Below are 15,596 nucleotides of genomic sequence, written 5' to 3'. Positions count from 1 at the left end.
GGAGTTGTGGGTGGCGTGGGCTGGTCAGGGCGTGTGACGTCGACCGCTAAGCGGGTCCGGTGAAGTTGGTTGCGTTGGGAAGTTACGCCACGAGGGGTGGGTATCTCGGTTGAGGCTGCCGACGAGGTGCTGCGCCTGGCGGGCCTGCCCGCGTCGGCATGCGCCATTGCTCATGCGGCCCCGTGACTTACAGCAACTACGCCGGTTGACGGATGTACAGCTCACTGTGGACAGGAAGATCGTGGCTGTCGGTGTTCCACGGGCCACGAGGAGCACAGCGGAGCGCACGCACGGCAGCGGCGGATCGTCGCGACGAAGGGAGGGCGCTCCGCCGGAGCTGAGCGTGTGCCGCGGCGAACCGTCCTCGTTCCGCCACCGGTACTTCCACGCCACCCGACAGGAGCCTCCACATGGCGCACCATGTTTCCGGCCTGGGTATCAGCCCCACCAGTACGGACCCCAGGAGCCACATCACCGATCTCTACGCGTTTCAGAAGCCGGGCGACGCGAGCAAGACCATCCTGGTGGTCAATATCAATCCGACCTCGCCGTTCACCGAGGACGCCGTCGATCACGAGTCGGTGTACGAGCTCGGCGTGGACGCCGACGGCGATGCGGTCACCGATATCGCCTTCCGCATCCGCTTCTCCCCGGTACGAGATCACACACAGACCGCCAGCCTGCAACGGGCGACCGGGCGGGAGGGCGCAGCCAATCCCGGCGCGGGAGACACGATCCTCGCCGACGCACCCGTGACCTTCGGCTCCGAACCGCAGATCACCGAGGCCAACGGCTACAGGTTTTTCGCGGGGCTCCGCAGCGACCCGTTCTTCGCCGACCCTGTCGGCGCCAGTGACAAGTTCCAGTGGACCGGTACGGACTTCTTCGCTGACAAGAACGTGTTCGCCATCGTGCTGGAAGTACCCAACAGCGCGCTCGGCCCCAACCCGCACGTCGGGGTCTGGGCCCGGGTCCTGGTGCCGCACGACGGCCGCCTGGTCCAGGGCGACCGGGCCGGGCGACCCGGAATCGACGCCAACTTCAACCAGAGCGACGACGACAAACGCGTCTGGAACCAGCAGGAACCCTCCCGAGACCGCGAACGCTTCCTCGACAAGTTCACCCACGTTTTCGAGCACGCAGGCCATCCCAAGGACCAGGCAGCCACTCTCGCGGAGAGCCTGCTCCCCGACCTCCTGACCTACGACTACACCAGCGCCGAAGGATTCCCCAACGGCCGAAACCTCATCGACGACGTCATCAACATGGGCATCGCCCAGCTGACCCGGGGCGCCGCGCCGCACGACGGGCTGCGCCCACACACCGACCTTCGCCCCGACTTCCCCTTCCTGGGGAATCCGCACTAGGAGGTCTGGCCGACGCTCCTTGCGGAGAGCCGGACTTGGTCTCGTTGCCGTGCCATGGCCCGGTCGACGGCCTGACCGATGGCATCGACGCTGGTCTGGACGCGCTGCGGATAGTCCTGGTACTTCGCCTGGCGCCAGATCAGCTCGATACCGTTCAACTCCGGGCTGCGCGGCGGCAGATAAAACAAATCGATCCCGATCTTCGCCAGCTGACGGCGTCGGCCCTGAACGCCCTGGCCACGTGCGCGGATGCGTTGTCCAGCACGATCGTGCACGGCCGGCGCCGCTCCCAGACCGGTGGGGCATCGATACCGACGCCATCGGCGGCCAGGTCCAGCACGGCCGCCCCGCCGCCCAGGCCCGCCAGACGAACCAGGACGAACTCCAGCAGCATCCCGGCGTCGACCCTGCCGCTGGTGCACTGCCAGATTAGGTCCGGCTCGATGCCGATGACCTGCGCGCCGAGCACGTTCACCCGCCGGTCCTTGGTGTCCTCCTTCGGCACCACCGCCCGCTGTCCGACCCGCGACCATGTGTAACCGGTGGGCATCGTCGGGGCGAACCCGGACTCATCCAGGAAGATCAGATCCCGCCCGCCCGCGTGCGCCTCCATCCGTAAGTCCGTAAGTCCGTAAGTCCGTAAGTCCCCCAGCGCCGCCTTGCGGCCTGCTGGAGGACGGGGTCGGCCTTGTGCCGCAAGCTGTCGCGGGTGCGTTTCCAGCGGAAGCCGTCGCGGCGCGACAGCTCCCACAGCCAGTCGGCGGAAATCTCCACTCCGCGCTGCTCGCGCAGCCAGTCGCGCAGGGCCGGAACCGTCCAGGTGACCCGGTCACGGCGGAGTGGTCCAACAGCTCGGCCAGCGCGGCGCGGTCGTTATCGCCCAGCACCTTCGCCGGGCGGCCTGCACGCGGAGCGTCGGGCAGCGCCTCGATTCCGCCGTCGTTGACGCGGTGGACCGCCGCACGAACGGTGACGGGATTGCATTCGAGCAGGTCAGCGACCTCGGGCGGTCCCTCCCACACGACGCCTCCCCAACCCGCAGCCGACTTCACCAGATCCGCTTAGGGGTGGGGAGCCGTAGTTGGTGGTGGGCGGGCCGAAGCGTGTGACGTTGGCCGTCAGGGCGCGCGGAGGGTCCCGGTGACCGGGTGTGTTTGCGTCATGGACGTGGGGCTCACGTGCCCCTTCGGTACCGGCTGTCACACACGGCTCACCGCTCAGAAGTGTCACTCCACTTATCGGTACTGGTGAGAGCGGTCGCAGGTCCCCCACATCGGCTAATACGACGCAAGTTAGGAGTAGTTGGGCGAAATACCTGCTATCGGTCCATGCCTCGTTCCCGGAAGGATCGAAGACGCGCCACGCCCACCCCCACATTCGGGCGCTCGCGGAAAGAGCCTGCAATGAACGCTGCCCCTGCCGCTCTGCACGTCGTTGTCCTCCAACGCCGCTCGCCATCTCAATCTCAATCTCAACCTCAGCCTCTTGAGACGTCCGCCGCGCCCCCTGGCCAGTACCGGGAACTCGCCCGACTCCCCACGGTCAGCCGTGTCCACAGCCTGCGTCTCACCAGGTCCACCGCCCGGTCGGACCTGCACCTTCTTGCCGGCGCGTTCCACAACGGAGCCGGGCGGATCCTGCTCGCGGACGATCGGGCGGAATCCCTCCTCGACAGCGCCCGGCTCCTCGCCGCCTACCCCCACACCGCGGTGCTCGTACGCCGGGACGCCCCCGCCGGCCAGGACGTGGTTCGCGCCCGTCTGCGCGCGACGCAGAAGAACGGATATCAACTGACCTCCCTTGACCAGGACTTGCTGTCCGAGTACGTCTTCGGCGGCATGGCCCTGCTCGCCGCCGACGACGCGGCGGCCTTCGCCAGTCGGCTGTCCGCCATGGAAGCGGACTCCCTGGCGGCGACGGCGGACCTCCACTCCAGTCCCACCGCCGCGATCCTGAACGCCACCAACTCCATACGCGCGTTGCGGCCACGAGCCCTGCGCCTCGTTCCCTCGGCCGACGACGGACGCCCCGCCGGGCTCGATGTCGCGCCCATGGGCGGCGGCTCCCACGCCACGACGTACAAGCTGCTGCCCGCCGGTGGCGGCGCACCGCGGCTGCGCAAGCAGGCCGGCGGGGCGGGCCGGGCCAAACTCGCGGACGAAGTCGCCTGGTTGCGCTCGCTGGATCCCGCGGCGCGCCGCCTCTTCCCGCAGATCCTGAGCGAGGACGAAGGCTCGGTCGACCTCTCGTACCACGACCTGCCCACGCTCCGGACCCTTCTGCTCGACGGCCGCATCACCCCGGAGGCCGCCGTGTCGGTCCTGGTCGAGGTGGTGCGGACGCTGGACGACCGCGTGTACCGGCGCGTCCCCGGCCCCCGCGAGGACTACGCCCGCCGCATCCATCTGGACCGGGTGACCGGCCGCGTCGCGGAGACCGCACGCCGGCTGCCCCAGTACCAGCGCCTGTGGCGCAGCCCGACCGTCGTCGTCAACAACCGCGAAAGGGAGAACCTTTGGCCGCTGGCGAATCGCCTCGCCCACCACCCAAAGCTGGCCGTGCTGGAGCCGCCGCGTCTCTTGCGCATCCACGGCGACCTGCACTTCGACAACATCCTCGTCCGCCCCGCCCGCCCCGGATTCCTGCTCGTCGACCCGCGAGGAGCCGAGAACTACGACATCGCCTACGACGTGGGAAAGCTCTTCCACTCGTGCCACTCGCTCTACGACCTGCTGCACGCCGGTCACTACCGGCTGCGGCACGAGGACACCCGGCTCGCTCTGACCTTCACAGCCCCTCGACTCGCCGTCGCCTACCAGCGGGTCCACCAAGAACTGCTCGCCGCCCTGGACGCCTGGGAGCCACTGCGCCAGGAACCCCACTGGCAGCTACGGGCCCTGTTCGCCGAGGCCTGCCACATGGCCAGCGTCATGCCCTTCCACCTGCGTCAGGACGGAACCGAAAGCCTGGCCCTGGCCTTGTACGCGCGCGGGGTCGAGCTCCTCAACGACGTCGCCGACCGCCTCGACGCACTCTGACCTCCGCGTCCCGCCTCCGCGTCCCGCCTCCGCGTCCCACAGCTTCGTACCAGTGAAAGGACTGCCATGCGTGTTGTCCGCGCAGCCGAAGTTCCCCTCGAGCACCGCCCCAACGGGCGCGCCGTCCTCACCCTGAACGACCTCGACCTGCCCGTCCCCGCCGACCGGACGGCGATCCTGCTCGCCCGTCACCCCGCTCACTTCACCGAGGACCGGCACTTCCACCGCCACATGTGGGAGATCTTCTACTTCCTCCACGACGCCGACTACTGGATCTGCGGAGCCGAGCATCACGTCCGCGCGGGGGACCTCGTCGTGCTGGCCCCCGGCGACCCGCACGGGGCGCTCCCCGTGGACCACCCCGTGGACATCGTGGTGTACCAACTCCCGAAGGTCGACGGGGACAAGCACCCCTGGCATCCACAGAGCACGACCAGCACGACCAGCACGACCAGCACCACCGGCACCACCGGCTGAACCCGTCCCGTTCCATCGCAAGGAGCACGCCCATGTCCGCAGCCGTGCCCGACAGTCCGACGCCCCGCAGCCTCCCGACGGCCAGGGAGATGCTCACCACCACCCGTTCCGTGCGCAAGCGGCTCGACTGGGACAGGGCCGTCGACACCGCCTCCGTCGAACGTGCCCTGGACACAGCTCTCCAGGCGCCGAACGGGTCCAACAACCAGTTGTGGCAGTGGATCCTCGTCACCGACCCCGCACTCCGCGCGGCGCTCGCCGACTGCTACCGCGAGGCGGCCGGCCCCTACTTGACGGCCATGCGGGAAGCGGCCGACGGCGACGCGCGCCGCCGCCGGCTGTGGGAGGCGTCGGCCCATCTCGCCGACAACCTGCACCGCGCACCCGTCCTCGTCGTGCCCTGCCTGGCAGTCGGACCAGAGGACTTCGAGGCCCGGTTCACCGATCTGGGCTTCCCCGACCCTGTCGGCCACGCCGCGCACAGCGTGTACTACGGCTCCATCTGGCCCGCCATATGGAGCCTCATGCTGGCCCTGCGGCTGGAGAACCTGGTCAGCGCCGTGACCACGCTTCACCTCGGAAGGGAGGCCGACGCCGCCCGCGTCCTGGGGCTTCCCGACACGGTCCGGCAGGCCGGGCTGCTCGCAGTCGCCCACCCGACAGGGCACGGCTTCCGCCCGGCACCACGCCGTCCCGCCGCCGAGGTCACGCACCACGACACCTGGCGATCCTGAGCCGCGAACCGGGGCGACCCCGCTGCCCGGCGTGGAGCGGGGTCAGGCCGGGAGGCGGCCCAGAAGCGCGTCGAAGTCGGTTCCGGCGGGAAGCGTTCCGTAGGCCAACCCGCCCCCGCCGGCCAGGCGACTCGCGCAGAACGCGTCCGCCACCGGCCCCGGCGCGTGCCGCACCAGCAGCGCCCCCTGAAGCACCAGCGCCGCCCGCTCGATGACCCGCCGCGCCCGCACCTGCGCGTCCTCCGCCGACGCCAACTCGCCCTGAAGCTCCCGCCACGCCGCGTCCAGCCGCGCATCCGCCCCGGCCGCCGCCTCGACCTCCGCCCGGAACGCCTCCAAGGACTCCGGCTCCCGCGCCAACGCCCGCAACATGTCGAGCGCGTTGACGTTCCCCGAGCCCTCCCAGATCCCGTTCAGCGGCGCCTCCCGGTACAGGCGCGGCATGCCTGACGCCTCGTCATAACCGTTGCCGCCCAGGCACTCAAGCGCCTCGGCGACCGCCCCCGGCTGCCGCTTGCACACCCAGTACTTGCCCACGGCCGTGGCGAGCCGCAGAAACGCCCGCTCACCCGCGTCCCCGCGCTGCGCACGGTCCGCCGCGCCCGCGAGCCGCAAGCCCAGCGTCGTCGCCGCCTCCGACTCCAACGCCAGGTCCGCGAGGACGTTCCGCATCAGCGGCTGGTCGATCAACTTCGCCCCGAACACCGACCGGTGGCGGGCGTGGTGCGCCGCCTGCGCCAGCGATTCCCGTACGTGCGCCGCCGAGCCCAGCACGCAGTCGAGGCGCGTCATCGTCACCATGTCGATGATGGTGCGCACCCCCTTGCCCTCGTCTCCGACGAGCCACGCCACCGTGTCGTCGAACTCCGGCTCACTGGACGCGTTGGAACGGTTGCCGAGCTTGTCCTTGAGCCGCTGGATCCGGAACGTATTGCGCGAGCCGTCCGGCAGCACACGCGGCACGAGAAAGCACGAAAGCCCACCCGGCGCCTGCGCAAGCACCAGGAACACGTCGTTCATCGGCGCCGACGTGAACCACTTGTGGCCCCGCAGCCGCCACGTCCCGTCCGCCTGCTCCACCGCCACCGTCGTGTTCGCGCGGACGTCCGTCCCGCCCTGCTTCTCCGTCATGCCCATCCCGGCGAGCAGCCCGCGCTTCTCCAACGGCGCCCGCAGGCCCGGCTCGTAGACCGTGCTGGTCAGCAACGGCTCGTAGACCTTGGCGAGTTCGGGGGTGCGGCGCAGCGCGGGCACCACCGCGTACGTCATGGACACCGGGCACATGTGGCCCTGCTCCAGCATCGTGGCGAGCATGAAGGTGCCGGCCCGCGCCACGTGCGCGCCCGGCCGCTCGTCCGCCCACGCCGAACCCGCCGCGCCCGCCGCGACCGTCGCGCTCATCAGCGAGTGGTACGAGGGGTGGAAGTCGACCTCGTCGACCCGGTTGCCGTACCGGTCGTGGGTGCGCAGTTCGGGCTCGTGGCGGTTGGCCTGCTCGGCCCAGAGGCGGGCCTCATCGCTGCCGACGTAACGGCCGAAGCGGTGCAGTTCGTCGATGTGCCACTCGGCGCCCTCGCGGCGGACGCCTTCGAGGAGTACGGGGTCGTCGGCGGCGTCGTGACCGGTCAACGGCGGTGCCTGGTTGGTCACTTCGTGCGTCACCGAGGGGTTCGATTGCATGGTGCGTACCTCCGTGGACGTGAGAAACGTAAAAGGTGTCAGGCGGTCGGCGCGCCCGCGCAGCGCAGCGCCATGGCGGTGAGTTCGGCGATCAGGTCGCCGGTGGCGGTCTCGTCGCGGGCGCCGCCGAGCGGGTCGACGAGCACCTCGCCGATCGCGCCGGTGAGCGCCGCCGCCGTGAGCTCGCCGTTCTGCTTCGGGAACACGCCCGCCGCCATGCCCTCGTGGACGACTTCGGCGAACAGGGTGTGGTAGCGGCGCCGGTAGTCGATGCGCTCGGCGGCGACCTTGGGGTCGGCGGGGGCGGCGAGCAGGGCGTGGGCGAGGCCGCGGTTCTCCAGCGCGCGGCGGGCGAAGACCTCCACCCCGCGCCGCAGCCGCAGCACCGGGTCGCCGTCCCCGCGCAGCACCTCGCCGACCACGGCCACCTCGCGCGCGGCGGCGCGCCGGAACACCTCCACCGCGAGCGCGGCCTTCGACGGAAAGTGCTGGTAGACGGAGCCCGCCGCGATCCCGGCCGCGTCGGCGACCGCCGTGACGGACGCCTGCGCCCAGCCGACCTCCGCGACGACGGAGGTGGCGCACGCGACGAGGTGTTCCCGTGCGGCTTCGAGCCGCTGAATTTCGGCTGGGGTCTTGCGGTAGGCCATGCAAGCAGTGAACCATCATTCAGAGTTTCACGCCATGGTCGGTTCCGGGCCCCTCGGGCTCGTCAGGAGAATGCGATGCACCTCAGCGCCCTGCTGGACAGCGCCGTTCGCTCGGGCAGTAACAAGGAAGCCGTCGTCTACCGCGAACAGCGGTGGAGCTACCGGGAGTTCGGGGACGCCGCGCGCCGCGCCGCGACCGTGCTGCGCGAGGCGGGGCTCGGTCCGGGCGACCGGCTCGCGGTGATGACCCACAACACCCCGGCCTTCCTCTTCGCCGCCTTCGGCGCCTGGAGCCTCGGGGCCACCCTCGTACCGTTCAACCACAAGCTCCAGGCGGCCGAGGTGGCGCGCCAGTTGAAGCACTGCGGCGCGCGGCTCGCGGTCGTCGACGCGGAGCTCGGCGGGCGCGCCACCGCCGCGGACCCGGGCGTGGACGTGCGCTGGCTGGTCAGCCACCCCGACACCCCGGCGGGCGAGCTGCCTGCCGACGCCTTCGAGGCGCTCGTCGCGGCGGCCGAGCCGTACGCGGCCGATGACCGCCCCGACGGCGAGATCGCGGAGATCCTCTATACGTCCGGCACCTCAGGCACCCCCAAGGGCTGCGTCCACTCGCACCGTACGGCCGCGCTCACGGCCGCGTACTCGGCGGCGACGATGTCGATGCGCGGCGACGAGCGCTTCCTGATCTGCATGCCGATCTGGCACGCGGCGCCGCTCAACAACATGACGCTCGGCACCCTGTTCGCGGGCGGCACGGTCGTCCTGCAGCGCGAGTACGAGCCCCGGGGCATGCTCGAAACCATCCAGCGCGAGCGGATCACGGCCCTCTTCGGCGCGCCCATCGCGCTCATCGCCCCGACCCAGGCGGTCCCCGACTACGCGACGTACGACGTGTCGTCCGTACGCGCGTGGCTCTACGGCGCGGGGCCGCTCGACGCCGACACCGTGCGCCGCCTCATGAAGGCGTACGGCACCGAGAACTTCCAGCAGGTGTACGGGATGAGCGAGACCGGGCCCGCGGGTGCCTCGCTGCTCCCGGCCGAGCACGCGGACAAGGCGGGCTCGATCGGGCGCGGCGGCATGCCGGGCGTGGACCTGCGCGTCGTACGCCCCGACGGGAGCGACGCCGGAGCCGGTGAGAGCGGCGAGATCTGGCTGCGCACCGACACCCGCATGCTCGGCTACCTGGACGACGAGGTGGCCACCGCCGAGGTCTTCGCCGGGGACTGGTACCGCAGCGGTGACCTGGGGCGGATCGACGAGGACGGCTATGTCACGCTCGTCGACCGGATGAAGGACGTGATCATCACCGGCGGCGAGAACGTCGCGTCGCAGGAGGTCGAGGGCGCGCTGCGCGGGCACCCGGACGTGCTCGACGTCGCCGTCGTCGGCCGCCCGCACCCGCAGTGGGGCGAGACGGTGGTCGCGTTCGTCGTGCCGCGCGAGGGCGCGGGCCTGGAACTGGCCGGGGTGCGGGCGTGGCTGGAGGAGCGGATCGCCCGCTACAAGGTGCCGCGCGAACTGATCCTGCGCGACGCCCTTCCCCGTACGCCCTCCGGGAAGATCACCAAGCACGTGCTGCGGGCAGAACTGGCCTGAGCCGCACGCCTGTAGGGTCTCCGTATGGCCGATGAGCAGGTACAGCGTGCGCGCAGGGGGCCCGGGCGGCCGCGTCAGGAGCACGTGACGCAGGCGGTGCTCGAAGCCGTCGTCGAGCTGGTCGCCGAGCAGGGCATGGACGCGCTGACCATGGACGCCGTGGCGAGCCGCGCGGGCGTGAGCAAACCGGCCATGTACCGGCGCTGGCCCACCAAGCAGGACCTGATCATCGCCGCGGCCGAGTCCCGCGTCGGGGCGCTCGCGGTGCCCGACATGGGGGACTTCAGGGCCGAGCTGCGCGCCGTACTGACGGAGCGCGTGCGCGCGTACCGGCAGCCCGGCGTCGGCCGCCTGCTCGCCGGAGTGATCAGCGCTGCGGCGGAGGCGGGTGCGGGGCGCGAGGCGTTCCAGGCGTACGTGACGCGCGTGACGAGCGAGACGCGGCACGTGCTGGAGCGCGGCATGGCGCGCGGCGACGTGCGCGCAGACGCGCCGATCGTCGACGTCACGACCCTCATCGCCTCGTCGCTGATCTTCCGGCTCGTCGCCGAGATGCGGACGCCGGACAAGGAGCTGGTCGACTCCGTGGTCGACCTCATCGGCAGGGCGGTCGACGTCAGGCCGTAGCCCGTAACCGGCCGCGGACCGGGCGTCACCTTCCGATCTCCCTTGCGCGCCGGGCGAGTTGACGCCCCCGGCGCGACTTTCGCGCTGCCCGCGCGCTGCCCGCACGGCGCCCCGCGGCGCCCCATCGGCACCCGCGAGCACTTTCCTGAAATCCATCACCCCAGACCCCTTGCCCCGCCGCATCTCAATATCGATACTGCCGGTTACGTAATAGCGTTCGCTGTTGGGAGGACCCCCATGCACGACGTCGCGACGGCCCCCGTCGAGAACCCCAAGCCCGTACTGGACAAGCCCCTGATGCGCTACGGGCGACGCACGCTCGACCGGCTCGCGCCGGGCGCGGAGCAGGTGGACTACAAGCTGTTCGAGGTCAACCCGCTCACCCCGCACTTCGGAGCCGTGCTCAGCGGCGTCGACCTGACGAAGCCGATCACCGACGAACTCGCCGAGGAGCTCCGCCAGGCCCTCCTCGAATGGAAGGTGATCTTCTTCCGCGGCCAGAGCGGCTTCAACTCCGAGAACCACCTGGACCTTTCGGCCGTCTGGGGCCCGCCCGAGCCCAACCCGTTCTTCCCGAAGACCGAGACCGTGGGCCTGTCCCGGCTCGCCAAGGACGCCAAGGCCGCCGGCAACAAGAACATCTGGCACAGCGACCACTCCTTCATGGTCAACCCCTCGCTCGGCGCCGTCCTTCGCGCCATCGAGGTGCCCGCCGCGGGCGGCGACACGATGTGGTGCGACATGGGCGCCGCGTACGACAACCTGCCCGACGACCTCAAGGAGCGGATCGAGAACCTCGTCGCGGTCCACGACTGGGAGGCCAGCTGGGGCGCGCTCATGAACGACGAGCAGAAGGCCGCCTTCCGCGCCAACTGGCCGCAGGTCGAGCACCCCGTCGTCGTCCGCCACCCGCGCAGCGGCCGCAAGACCCTGTACGTGAACGAGCCGTTCACCCGCTACATCAAGGGCCTGTCCGAGGAGGAGAACCGCGAACTCCTCGACATCCTCGTGCTCCAGGCGCGCATCCCCGAGTTCCAGATCCGCTTCCACTGGGAGCCCGACTCGATCGCGATCTGGGACAACATCGCCGTCCAGCACTACGCGGTCAACGACTACTTCCCCGCCAAGCGCGTCATGGAGCGCATCGCGATCGCCGGGGTACCGCTGTCGTGACCACCGCACCCGCCGTGCGCGACACGGGAGTCGACCCGGCCCCGCGCGAGAGCCGCCGCGCATGGACGGTGACCGCGCTCCTCGTGGTCTTCATGATGGTCAACTTCGCGGACAAGTCCGTGCTCGGGCTCGCCGCCGACGAGATCCGCGCCGATCTGCACCTGAGCGCCACCCAGTTCGGGCTCGCCAACAGCGCGTTCTTCCTGCTGTTCTCCGTCGCCGCGATCGTCGTGGGGATGGCGGCCGACCGGGTCTCGCCCAAGCTGCTGCTCCTGGTGATGGCCGTGCTCTGGTCGGTGGCGCAGGTGCCCGCGGCCATCGGCGGGGGCCTTGCCGTGCTCATCGGCTCGCGGATCTTCCTCGGCGCGGCCGAGGGCCCGGCCTTCCCGGTCGCGCAGCAGGCCACGCTGTCCTGGTTCCCCAACCACAAGCGGAACCTGCCCGCGGCGCTGCTCACCATCGGCATCACGCTCGGCGTGATCATCTCCTCGCCGAGCCTGTCCTGGGTGATCCAGAACCACGGCTGGCGCTCGGCCCTGTGGGTGCTCGCCGCGATCGGCGTGGTGTGGGCGGTGCTGTGGTCGGTGTTCGGCAAGGACAGCCCGCGCGGGCACACCACGGACGGCGCGAAGGCGGTGGCCGACAAGGCGGTGGCCGACGAGGCCGCTGCCGCGCCCAAGGTCCCGTACCGGAAGATCTTCGCCAGCCGTACGTGGATCGGCTCCACCCTCGCGTACTTCATGAGCTACTGGTCCGTGGCGCTCATGCTGGTGTGGATGCCGTCCTACCTGCGCAACGCCCTCGACTACTCGGCGGCCACCGCGGGCAAGCTGGTCGTCCTGCCCTGGGCCGTCGGCGCCGTCGTCCTGCTCGGGCAGGCCGCGCTGACCGGGCGGCTCATGCGGCGCGGCGTCGGCAGCCGGAAGGCCCGCGGCTGGGTCGGCGGGTTCATGCTCGCGATCGGCGCCGTGTGCTGTGTGCTGGTGCCGTTCGTCGGCTCGGTGCCCGCGCAGACCGTGCTCGTCTCCCTCGGCTTCGGCTTCGCCGGTTCGTACGCGACCGTGGCCGCGACCACCGTTGCCGAACTCGCCCCGGCCGCCCGCAGCGGCGGCGCACTCGGCCTCATGAACGCGCTGGTCACGGTCTCCGGGCTGCTCGCGCCCGCCGCCGTCGGCGCCCTCGTCGACGCGCAGGGCGACGCCGGGTACCAGTACGCCGTGCTCGTGACCGGGGTGCTGGTCGCGATCGGCGCCGTGCTCGCGTTCGCCCTGATCGACCCGGAGCGCGACCGTGCACGGTTGACCGCCTGAGCCTCCGTCACGCAACCTGCCCTTACCCGGGGTTACCTCGGATGGCATGATCGTCGGAACGATCCCCCTCAGTCCCCCCCCCTCAGTCCCCCTCAGTCCCTCCCTCAGTCCCCCCTCATCGCACCCGCGTTCCCAAGGAGTTGACCGTGAGCGCCGCAGCAGCACTCGACACCTCACCGCTGGACCAGGCCGTCCGCGACCTGCGCGAGCACGCACCGTCCTGGACCGTGACCCCGCTGGAGGAGCGCATCGCACTCCTGGAGCGGACGCTGCCGCGGATCGCCGATGGCGCCGCCGCGATGGTCGCCGACGCGGCCGCCGCCAAGGGGTACTCCGAGACCTCCGAGTGGGCCGCCGAGGACTGGATCACCGCGCCCTGGGCCCTCGCCCAGCCGATCAGCGCCTACCTGCACGTGCTGCGCCGGATCGCCGCGGGCAAGGACCCGGTCGACCCCAAGTCCGTGCGCAGCCACGAGGGCCGCACCGTCGTCGACGTCTTCCCCACCCTCGCCTCCGACCGGCTGCTGCTCAACGGCTTCTCGGCGCAGGTGTGGACGCTGCCCGGCACCACCCGTGAACAGGTCGTCGCCCGCGCGGCGGGGGAGTACCGGGGCCGCTCCGCCGAGCCGACGGTCTCGCTCGTCCTCGGCGCCGGCAACGTCGCCGCGATCACCCCGCTCGACATCCTCCAGAAGCTGTACGCGGAGGGCGAGGTCGTCATCGCCAAGATGAACCCGGTCAACGCCTATCTGCGCCCGCACTTCGAGAAGGTCTTCGCCGAGTACGTGGACCGGGGCTGGGTCCGCTTCGTCGACGGCGGCGCCGCCGAGGGCGCCTACCTCACGCAGCACGAGGACATCGACACCATCCACGTCACGGGCAGCGACCGCACCCACGACGCGATCGTGTGGGGCACGGACGAGCAGGCCGCGCAGCGCCGCGAGGCGGACACCCCGCTCAACGACAAGCCGTTCACCAGCGAGCTGGGCGGCGTCAGCCCCTGCATCGTGGCGCCGGGCCCGTGGAGCGACGCCGACTTCCGCTTCCAGGCCGAGCACATCGTCACCAGCAAGCTCAACAACTCCGGCCACAACTGCATCGCCACGCAGGTGTTGGTGGTCCCGCGCGAGTGGGACGGCACGGAGAAGCTCCTGACGGAGATCCGTCGCGTCCTGCGCGAACTGCCGCCCCGCCCCGACTACTACCCGGGCGCCGCCGACCGCGTCGCGAAGGTCACGGACGCCCACCCGGCGGCGGAGCGGCTCGGCGCCGACGACTCGTGCCGGGTCCTGGTCCCCGAGATCGAGGGCATGGAAGACGTCCTCATCACGGACGAGGTGTTCGCGAGCACCCTCGGCGTCGTCCGCCTCCCCGGCACCGACGCGCCCCACTTCCTCGCCGCGGCCACGGAGTTCGCCAACGACAAGCTCCCCGGCACGCTCGGCGCCACCCTGATCGTCCACCCGAAGACGGAGCGCACCCACTCCGGCGCGGTCGCCGACGCCATCGCCGGGCTGCGCTACGGCACGCTCGGCGTCAACGTCTGGTCCGCCTTCGGCTTCCTGCTCGGCTACACGCCGTGGGGCGCCTTCCCGGGCAACACCCGCCAGGACATCGGCAGCGGCATCGGCTTCGTGCACAACGCGTTCATGCTCGAGGACATCGAGAAGACGGTGGTCCGCGCCCCCTTCGCCCCGTCCCCCCGCGGCCTCTTCACCGGCTCCCCCTCCCTGTCCCCCCGCCCCCCGTTCTACGTCACGAACCGCACGGGCCTGACGACGATGCAGCGCCTGACGTCCTACACGACGTCCCCGTCCCCGACGAAGCTCCCGGCCATCTTCGCGTCAGCGCTGCGCGGCTGACCGGCCACTTCCCCCCCGGCCTGCCAATCAAGCCTCTGCGTTGCGGGTGGCGCGGGGTTCCGTCTTTCAAGCCCCGCCGTCGGACGATAGCCCGCGGGGTCCGGGGCGGAGCCCCGAGACGTAGGACCGGCCCACCGCAACAAGACTCCGGCCGGCTCACCGTGTGGGGCGGTGGGCCGGCCGGTACGCCGTGGGGGCACGCTCAGTTGCCCAGGACACGTGCCTTCTCGCGCGCGAACTCCTCGTCGGTCAGGAGCCCTTGGGCCCTGAGATCGGCGAGCGCGGTGAGCTGCGACACCCGGTCGGTGCCGCCCGGCGCCGACGCGGCCTGCGGCGCGGGCTGCTGATAGGCCGTCGGTTCCTGGTAGGGCTGCTGCTGGTAGGCCTGCGCCTCCATGTCGCGCCGCATCGCGCGGTCCGCCTGCCTGCGCCTGACGCCGCCCGACACGGCGGTGTGGGTGGCGGAGATCGCCGCGGTGCGTACCACGGTGCCCAGGAGTCCGGGCCGTCCGAATCGTTGCGGCATGCTGACCGTCCTCTGTGATGTCGTACGTAGGTGTGGGTACAGGCGTGTCAGGCCGTGGCGAGGGCTTCGATGGCCTCGTCGACGGTCTCTCTCGGGATGCGCTCCAGGAACAGCACCTGCCCGTTCGAGTCCCGGACCGCCGCGCCGAGGCGCGCGGCCCAGGTGTTCTCCCAGGCCACGACGAGCGCGGAGGACTCGGCCGGAAGGTTGTCGGAGACCGTCTTCAGGTCCTCGTCGCTGAGCAGGTCGAACCGTACGTCGGCGACCTGCTGGAACAACTCGGTGACCTCGGGGTCGCCGAGCTCGACGACATCGACGGAGCCGTCGGCCGCCTTACGGATGAAGCACAGGTCGAGGACGCGCACGGTCCCGTCCTTCTGGAGGTCCCGCAGTGCGGGCGCGATGTCGCCGTTGAACCGGTTGCCTTCGAAGGCGAGCACGGCGACGTCCACCGGACCGACGGTGTCGGCGTTGAGGCCACTGGCCACGGGCGAGCACCTTCCCTAAGTTCCGCATAAGTGCAAAACGGTCGAAACGGACAGTAGGGCGAGGG

Annotated in this window: 15 protein-coding genes and 1 pseudogene; 9 read left to right on the top strand and 7 right to left on the bottom strand. The window is 70.9% G+C overall.

From position 1 onward, the window contains the following. Positions 1-410 precede the first annotated feature (410 nt). Positions 411-1,367 carry a DUF4331 family protein gene (locus RBJ65_RS09290; protein ID WP_306321583.1) on the top strand — a complete coding sequence of 319 codons (957 nt, stop codon included), beginning with the start codon at positions 411-413 and terminating at the stop codon, positions 1,365-1,367. Here the strand turns inward: RBJ65_RS09290 and RBJ65_RS09285 are convergent. From RBJ65_RS09285 to RBJ65_RS42075, 3 genes and pseudogenes are all read right to left on the bottom strand, one after another. After that, complete coding sequence (locus RBJ65_RS09285) at positions 1,364-1,555, bottom strand: hypothetical protein (RefSeq protein WP_306321582.1); 192 nt, start codon at positions 1,553-1,555, stop codon at positions 1,364-1,366. The genes RBJ65_RS09290 and RBJ65_RS09285 overlap by 4 nt on opposite strands. Continuing rightward, complete coding sequence (locus RBJ65_RS09280) at positions 1,522-1,980, bottom strand: transposase (protein ID WP_306321581.1); 459 nt, start codon at positions 1,978-1,980, stop codon at positions 1,522-1,524. The genes RBJ65_RS09285 and RBJ65_RS09280 overlap by 34 nt, the downstream gene beginning before the upstream one ends. Beyond that, positions 1,950-2,183, bottom strand: a pseudogene (locus RBJ65_RS42075) (winged helix-turn-helix domain-containing protein); the annotation flags it as partial. The gene RBJ65_RS09280 and the pseudogene RBJ65_RS42075, both read right to left, overlap by 31 nt. Positions 2,184-2,770: 587 nt before the next feature. Here RBJ65_RS42075 and RBJ65_RS09275 point away from each other — a divergent pair. From RBJ65_RS09275 to RBJ65_RS09265, 3 genes are all read left to right on the top strand, one after another. Then, the gene (locus RBJ65_RS09275; RefSeq protein WP_306321580.1) at positions 2,771-4,405 is read left to right on the top strand and encodes a phosphotransferase; all 1,635 of its coding nucleotides are present in this window, start codon (positions 2,771-2,773) and stop codon (positions 4,403-4,405) included. Positions 4,406-4,471: 66 nt separating this feature from the next. Continuing rightward, a complete protein-coding gene (locus RBJ65_RS09270; RefSeq protein WP_306321579.1) occupies positions 4,472-4,882 on the top strand; it encodes a hypothetical protein in 411 nt (136 codons plus the stop codon). A 32-nt stretch (positions 4,883-4,914) separates the two neighbouring features. Further along, entirely contained in the window at positions 4,915-5,616 is a 702-nt protein-coding gene (locus RBJ65_RS09265) for a nitroreductase family protein (RefSeq protein WP_306321578.1), read from the top strand. A gap of 42 nt (positions 5,617-5,658) precedes the next feature. On the opposite strand, the gene RBJ65_RS09260 is transcribed toward RBJ65_RS09265, so the two are convergent. Together RBJ65_RS09260 and RBJ65_RS09255 are read right to left on the bottom strand one after the other, a co-directional pair. Then, positions 5,659-7,296, bottom strand: coding sequence for an acyl-CoA dehydrogenase family protein (locus RBJ65_RS09260; protein WP_306321577.1), 1,638 nt, complete (start codon positions 7,294-7,296; stop codon positions 5,659-5,661). 38 nt (positions 7,297-7,334) lie between these two features. Beyond that, on the bottom strand, positions 7,335-7,946 hold the full coding sequence (locus RBJ65_RS09255; RefSeq protein ID WP_306321576.1) for a TetR/AcrR family transcriptional regulator: 612 nt from the start codon (positions 7,944-7,946) through the stop codon (positions 7,335-7,337). Positions 7,947-8,021: 75 nt separating this feature from the next. Between RBJ65_RS09255 and RBJ65_RS09250 the strand changes: the two genes are divergently transcribed. From RBJ65_RS09250 to RBJ65_RS09230, 5 genes are all read left to right on the top strand, one after another. Continuing rightward, positions 8,022-9,545 carry a class I adenylate-forming enzyme family protein gene (locus RBJ65_RS09250; RefSeq protein WP_306321575.1) on the top strand — a complete coding sequence of 508 codons (1,524 nt, stop codon included), beginning with the start codon at positions 8,022-8,024 and terminating at the stop codon, positions 9,543-9,545. Between the two features lie 24 nt (positions 9,546-9,569). Beyond that, positions 9,570-10,172: a TetR/AcrR family transcriptional regulator gene (locus RBJ65_RS09245; protein ID WP_306321574.1), complete on the top strand. Its 603-nt coding sequence runs from the start codon at positions 9,570-9,572 to the stop codon at positions 10,170-10,172. Positions 10,173-10,409: 237 nt separating this feature from the next. Beyond that, positions 10,410-11,345, top strand: coding sequence for a TauD/TfdA family dioxygenase (locus RBJ65_RS09240; RefSeq protein ID WP_306321573.1), 936 nt, complete (start codon positions 10,410-10,412; stop codon positions 11,343-11,345). Next, positions 11,342-12,655: an MFS transporter gene (locus RBJ65_RS09235; RefSeq protein ID WP_306321572.1), complete on the top strand. Its 1,314-nt coding sequence runs from the start codon at positions 11,342-11,344 to the stop codon at positions 12,653-12,655. Before RBJ65_RS09240 ends, RBJ65_RS09235 begins: the two co-directional genes overlap by 4 nt. A gap of 146 nt (positions 12,656-12,801) precedes the next feature. Further along, the gene (locus RBJ65_RS09230) at positions 12,802-14,517 is read left to right on the top strand and encodes an aldehyde dehydrogenase family protein (protein ID WP_306321571.1); all 1,716 of its coding nucleotides are present in this window, start codon (positions 12,802-12,804) and stop codon (positions 14,515-14,517) included. A gap of 202 nt (positions 14,518-14,719) precedes the next feature. Here the strand turns inward: RBJ65_RS09230 and RBJ65_RS09225 are convergent, their stop codons facing one another. Continuing rightward, on the bottom strand, positions 14,720-15,043 hold the full coding sequence (locus RBJ65_RS09225) for an SHOCT domain-containing protein (protein WP_306321570.1): 324 nt from the start codon (positions 15,041-15,043) through the stop codon (positions 14,720-14,722). Positions 15,044-15,090: 47 nt separating this feature from the next. Continuing rightward, on the bottom strand, positions 15,091-15,531 hold the full coding sequence (locus tag RBJ65_RS09220) for a DUF6325 family protein (protein WP_306321569.1): 441 nt from the start codon (positions 15,529-15,531) through the stop codon (positions 15,091-15,093). Positions 15,532-15,596: the final 65 nt, after the last annotated feature.

This window comes from Streptomyces sp. KL109B (genome assembly GCF_030766935.1).
Taxonomy (GTDB): domain Bacteria; phylum Actinomycetota; class Actinomycetes; order Streptomycetales; family Streptomycetaceae; genus Streptomyces.
This window is presented reverse-complemented; position numbering and strand designations above follow the sequence as displayed.

Excerpts from the sequence above, each read along its gene's own strand:
- RBJ65_RS09280 (WP_306321581.1), bottom strand. The coding sequence starts at position 1,980 with ATGGAGGCGCACGCGGGCGGGCGGGATCTGATCTTCCTGGATGAGTCC.
- RBJ65_RS09245 (WP_306321574.1), top strand. The coding sequence starts at position 9,570 with ATGGCCGATGAGCAGGTACAGCGTGCGCGCAGGGGGCCCGGGCGGCCG.
- RBJ65_RS09270 (WP_306321579.1), top strand. The coding sequence starts at position 4,472 with ATGCGTGTTGTCCGCGCAGCCGAAGTTCCCCTCGAGCACCGCCCCAAC.
- RBJ65_RS09290 (WP_306321583.1), top strand. The coding sequence starts at position 411 with ATGGCGCACCATGTTTCCGGCCTGGGTATCAGCCCCACCAGTACGGAC.
- RBJ65_RS09250 (WP_306321575.1), top strand. The coding sequence starts at position 8,022 with ATGCACCTCAGCGCCCTGCTGGACAGCGCCGTTCGCTCGGGCAGTAAC.
- RBJ65_RS09255 (WP_306321576.1), bottom strand. The coding sequence starts at position 7,946 with ATGGCCTACCGCAAGACCCCAGCCGAAATTCAGCGGCTCGAAGCCGCA.
- RBJ65_RS09240 (WP_306321573.1), top strand. The coding sequence starts at position 10,410 with ATGCACGACGTCGCGACGGCCCCCGTCGAGAACCCCAAGCCCGTACTG.
- RBJ65_RS09265 (WP_306321578.1), top strand. The coding sequence starts at position 4,915 with ATGTCCGCAGCCGTGCCCGACAGTCCGACGCCCCGCAGCCTCCCGACG.
- RBJ65_RS09260 (WP_306321577.1), bottom strand. The coding sequence starts at position 7,296 with ATGCAATCGAACCCCTCGGTGACGCACGAAGTGACCAACCAGGCACCG.
- RBJ65_RS09275 (WP_306321580.1), top strand. The coding sequence starts at position 2,771 with ATGAACGCTGCCCCTGCCGCTCTGCACGTCGTTGTCCTCCAACGCCGC.
- RBJ65_RS09225 (WP_306321570.1), bottom strand. The coding sequence starts at position 15,043 with ATGCCGCAACGATTCGGACGGCCCGGACTCCTGGGCACCGTGGTACGC.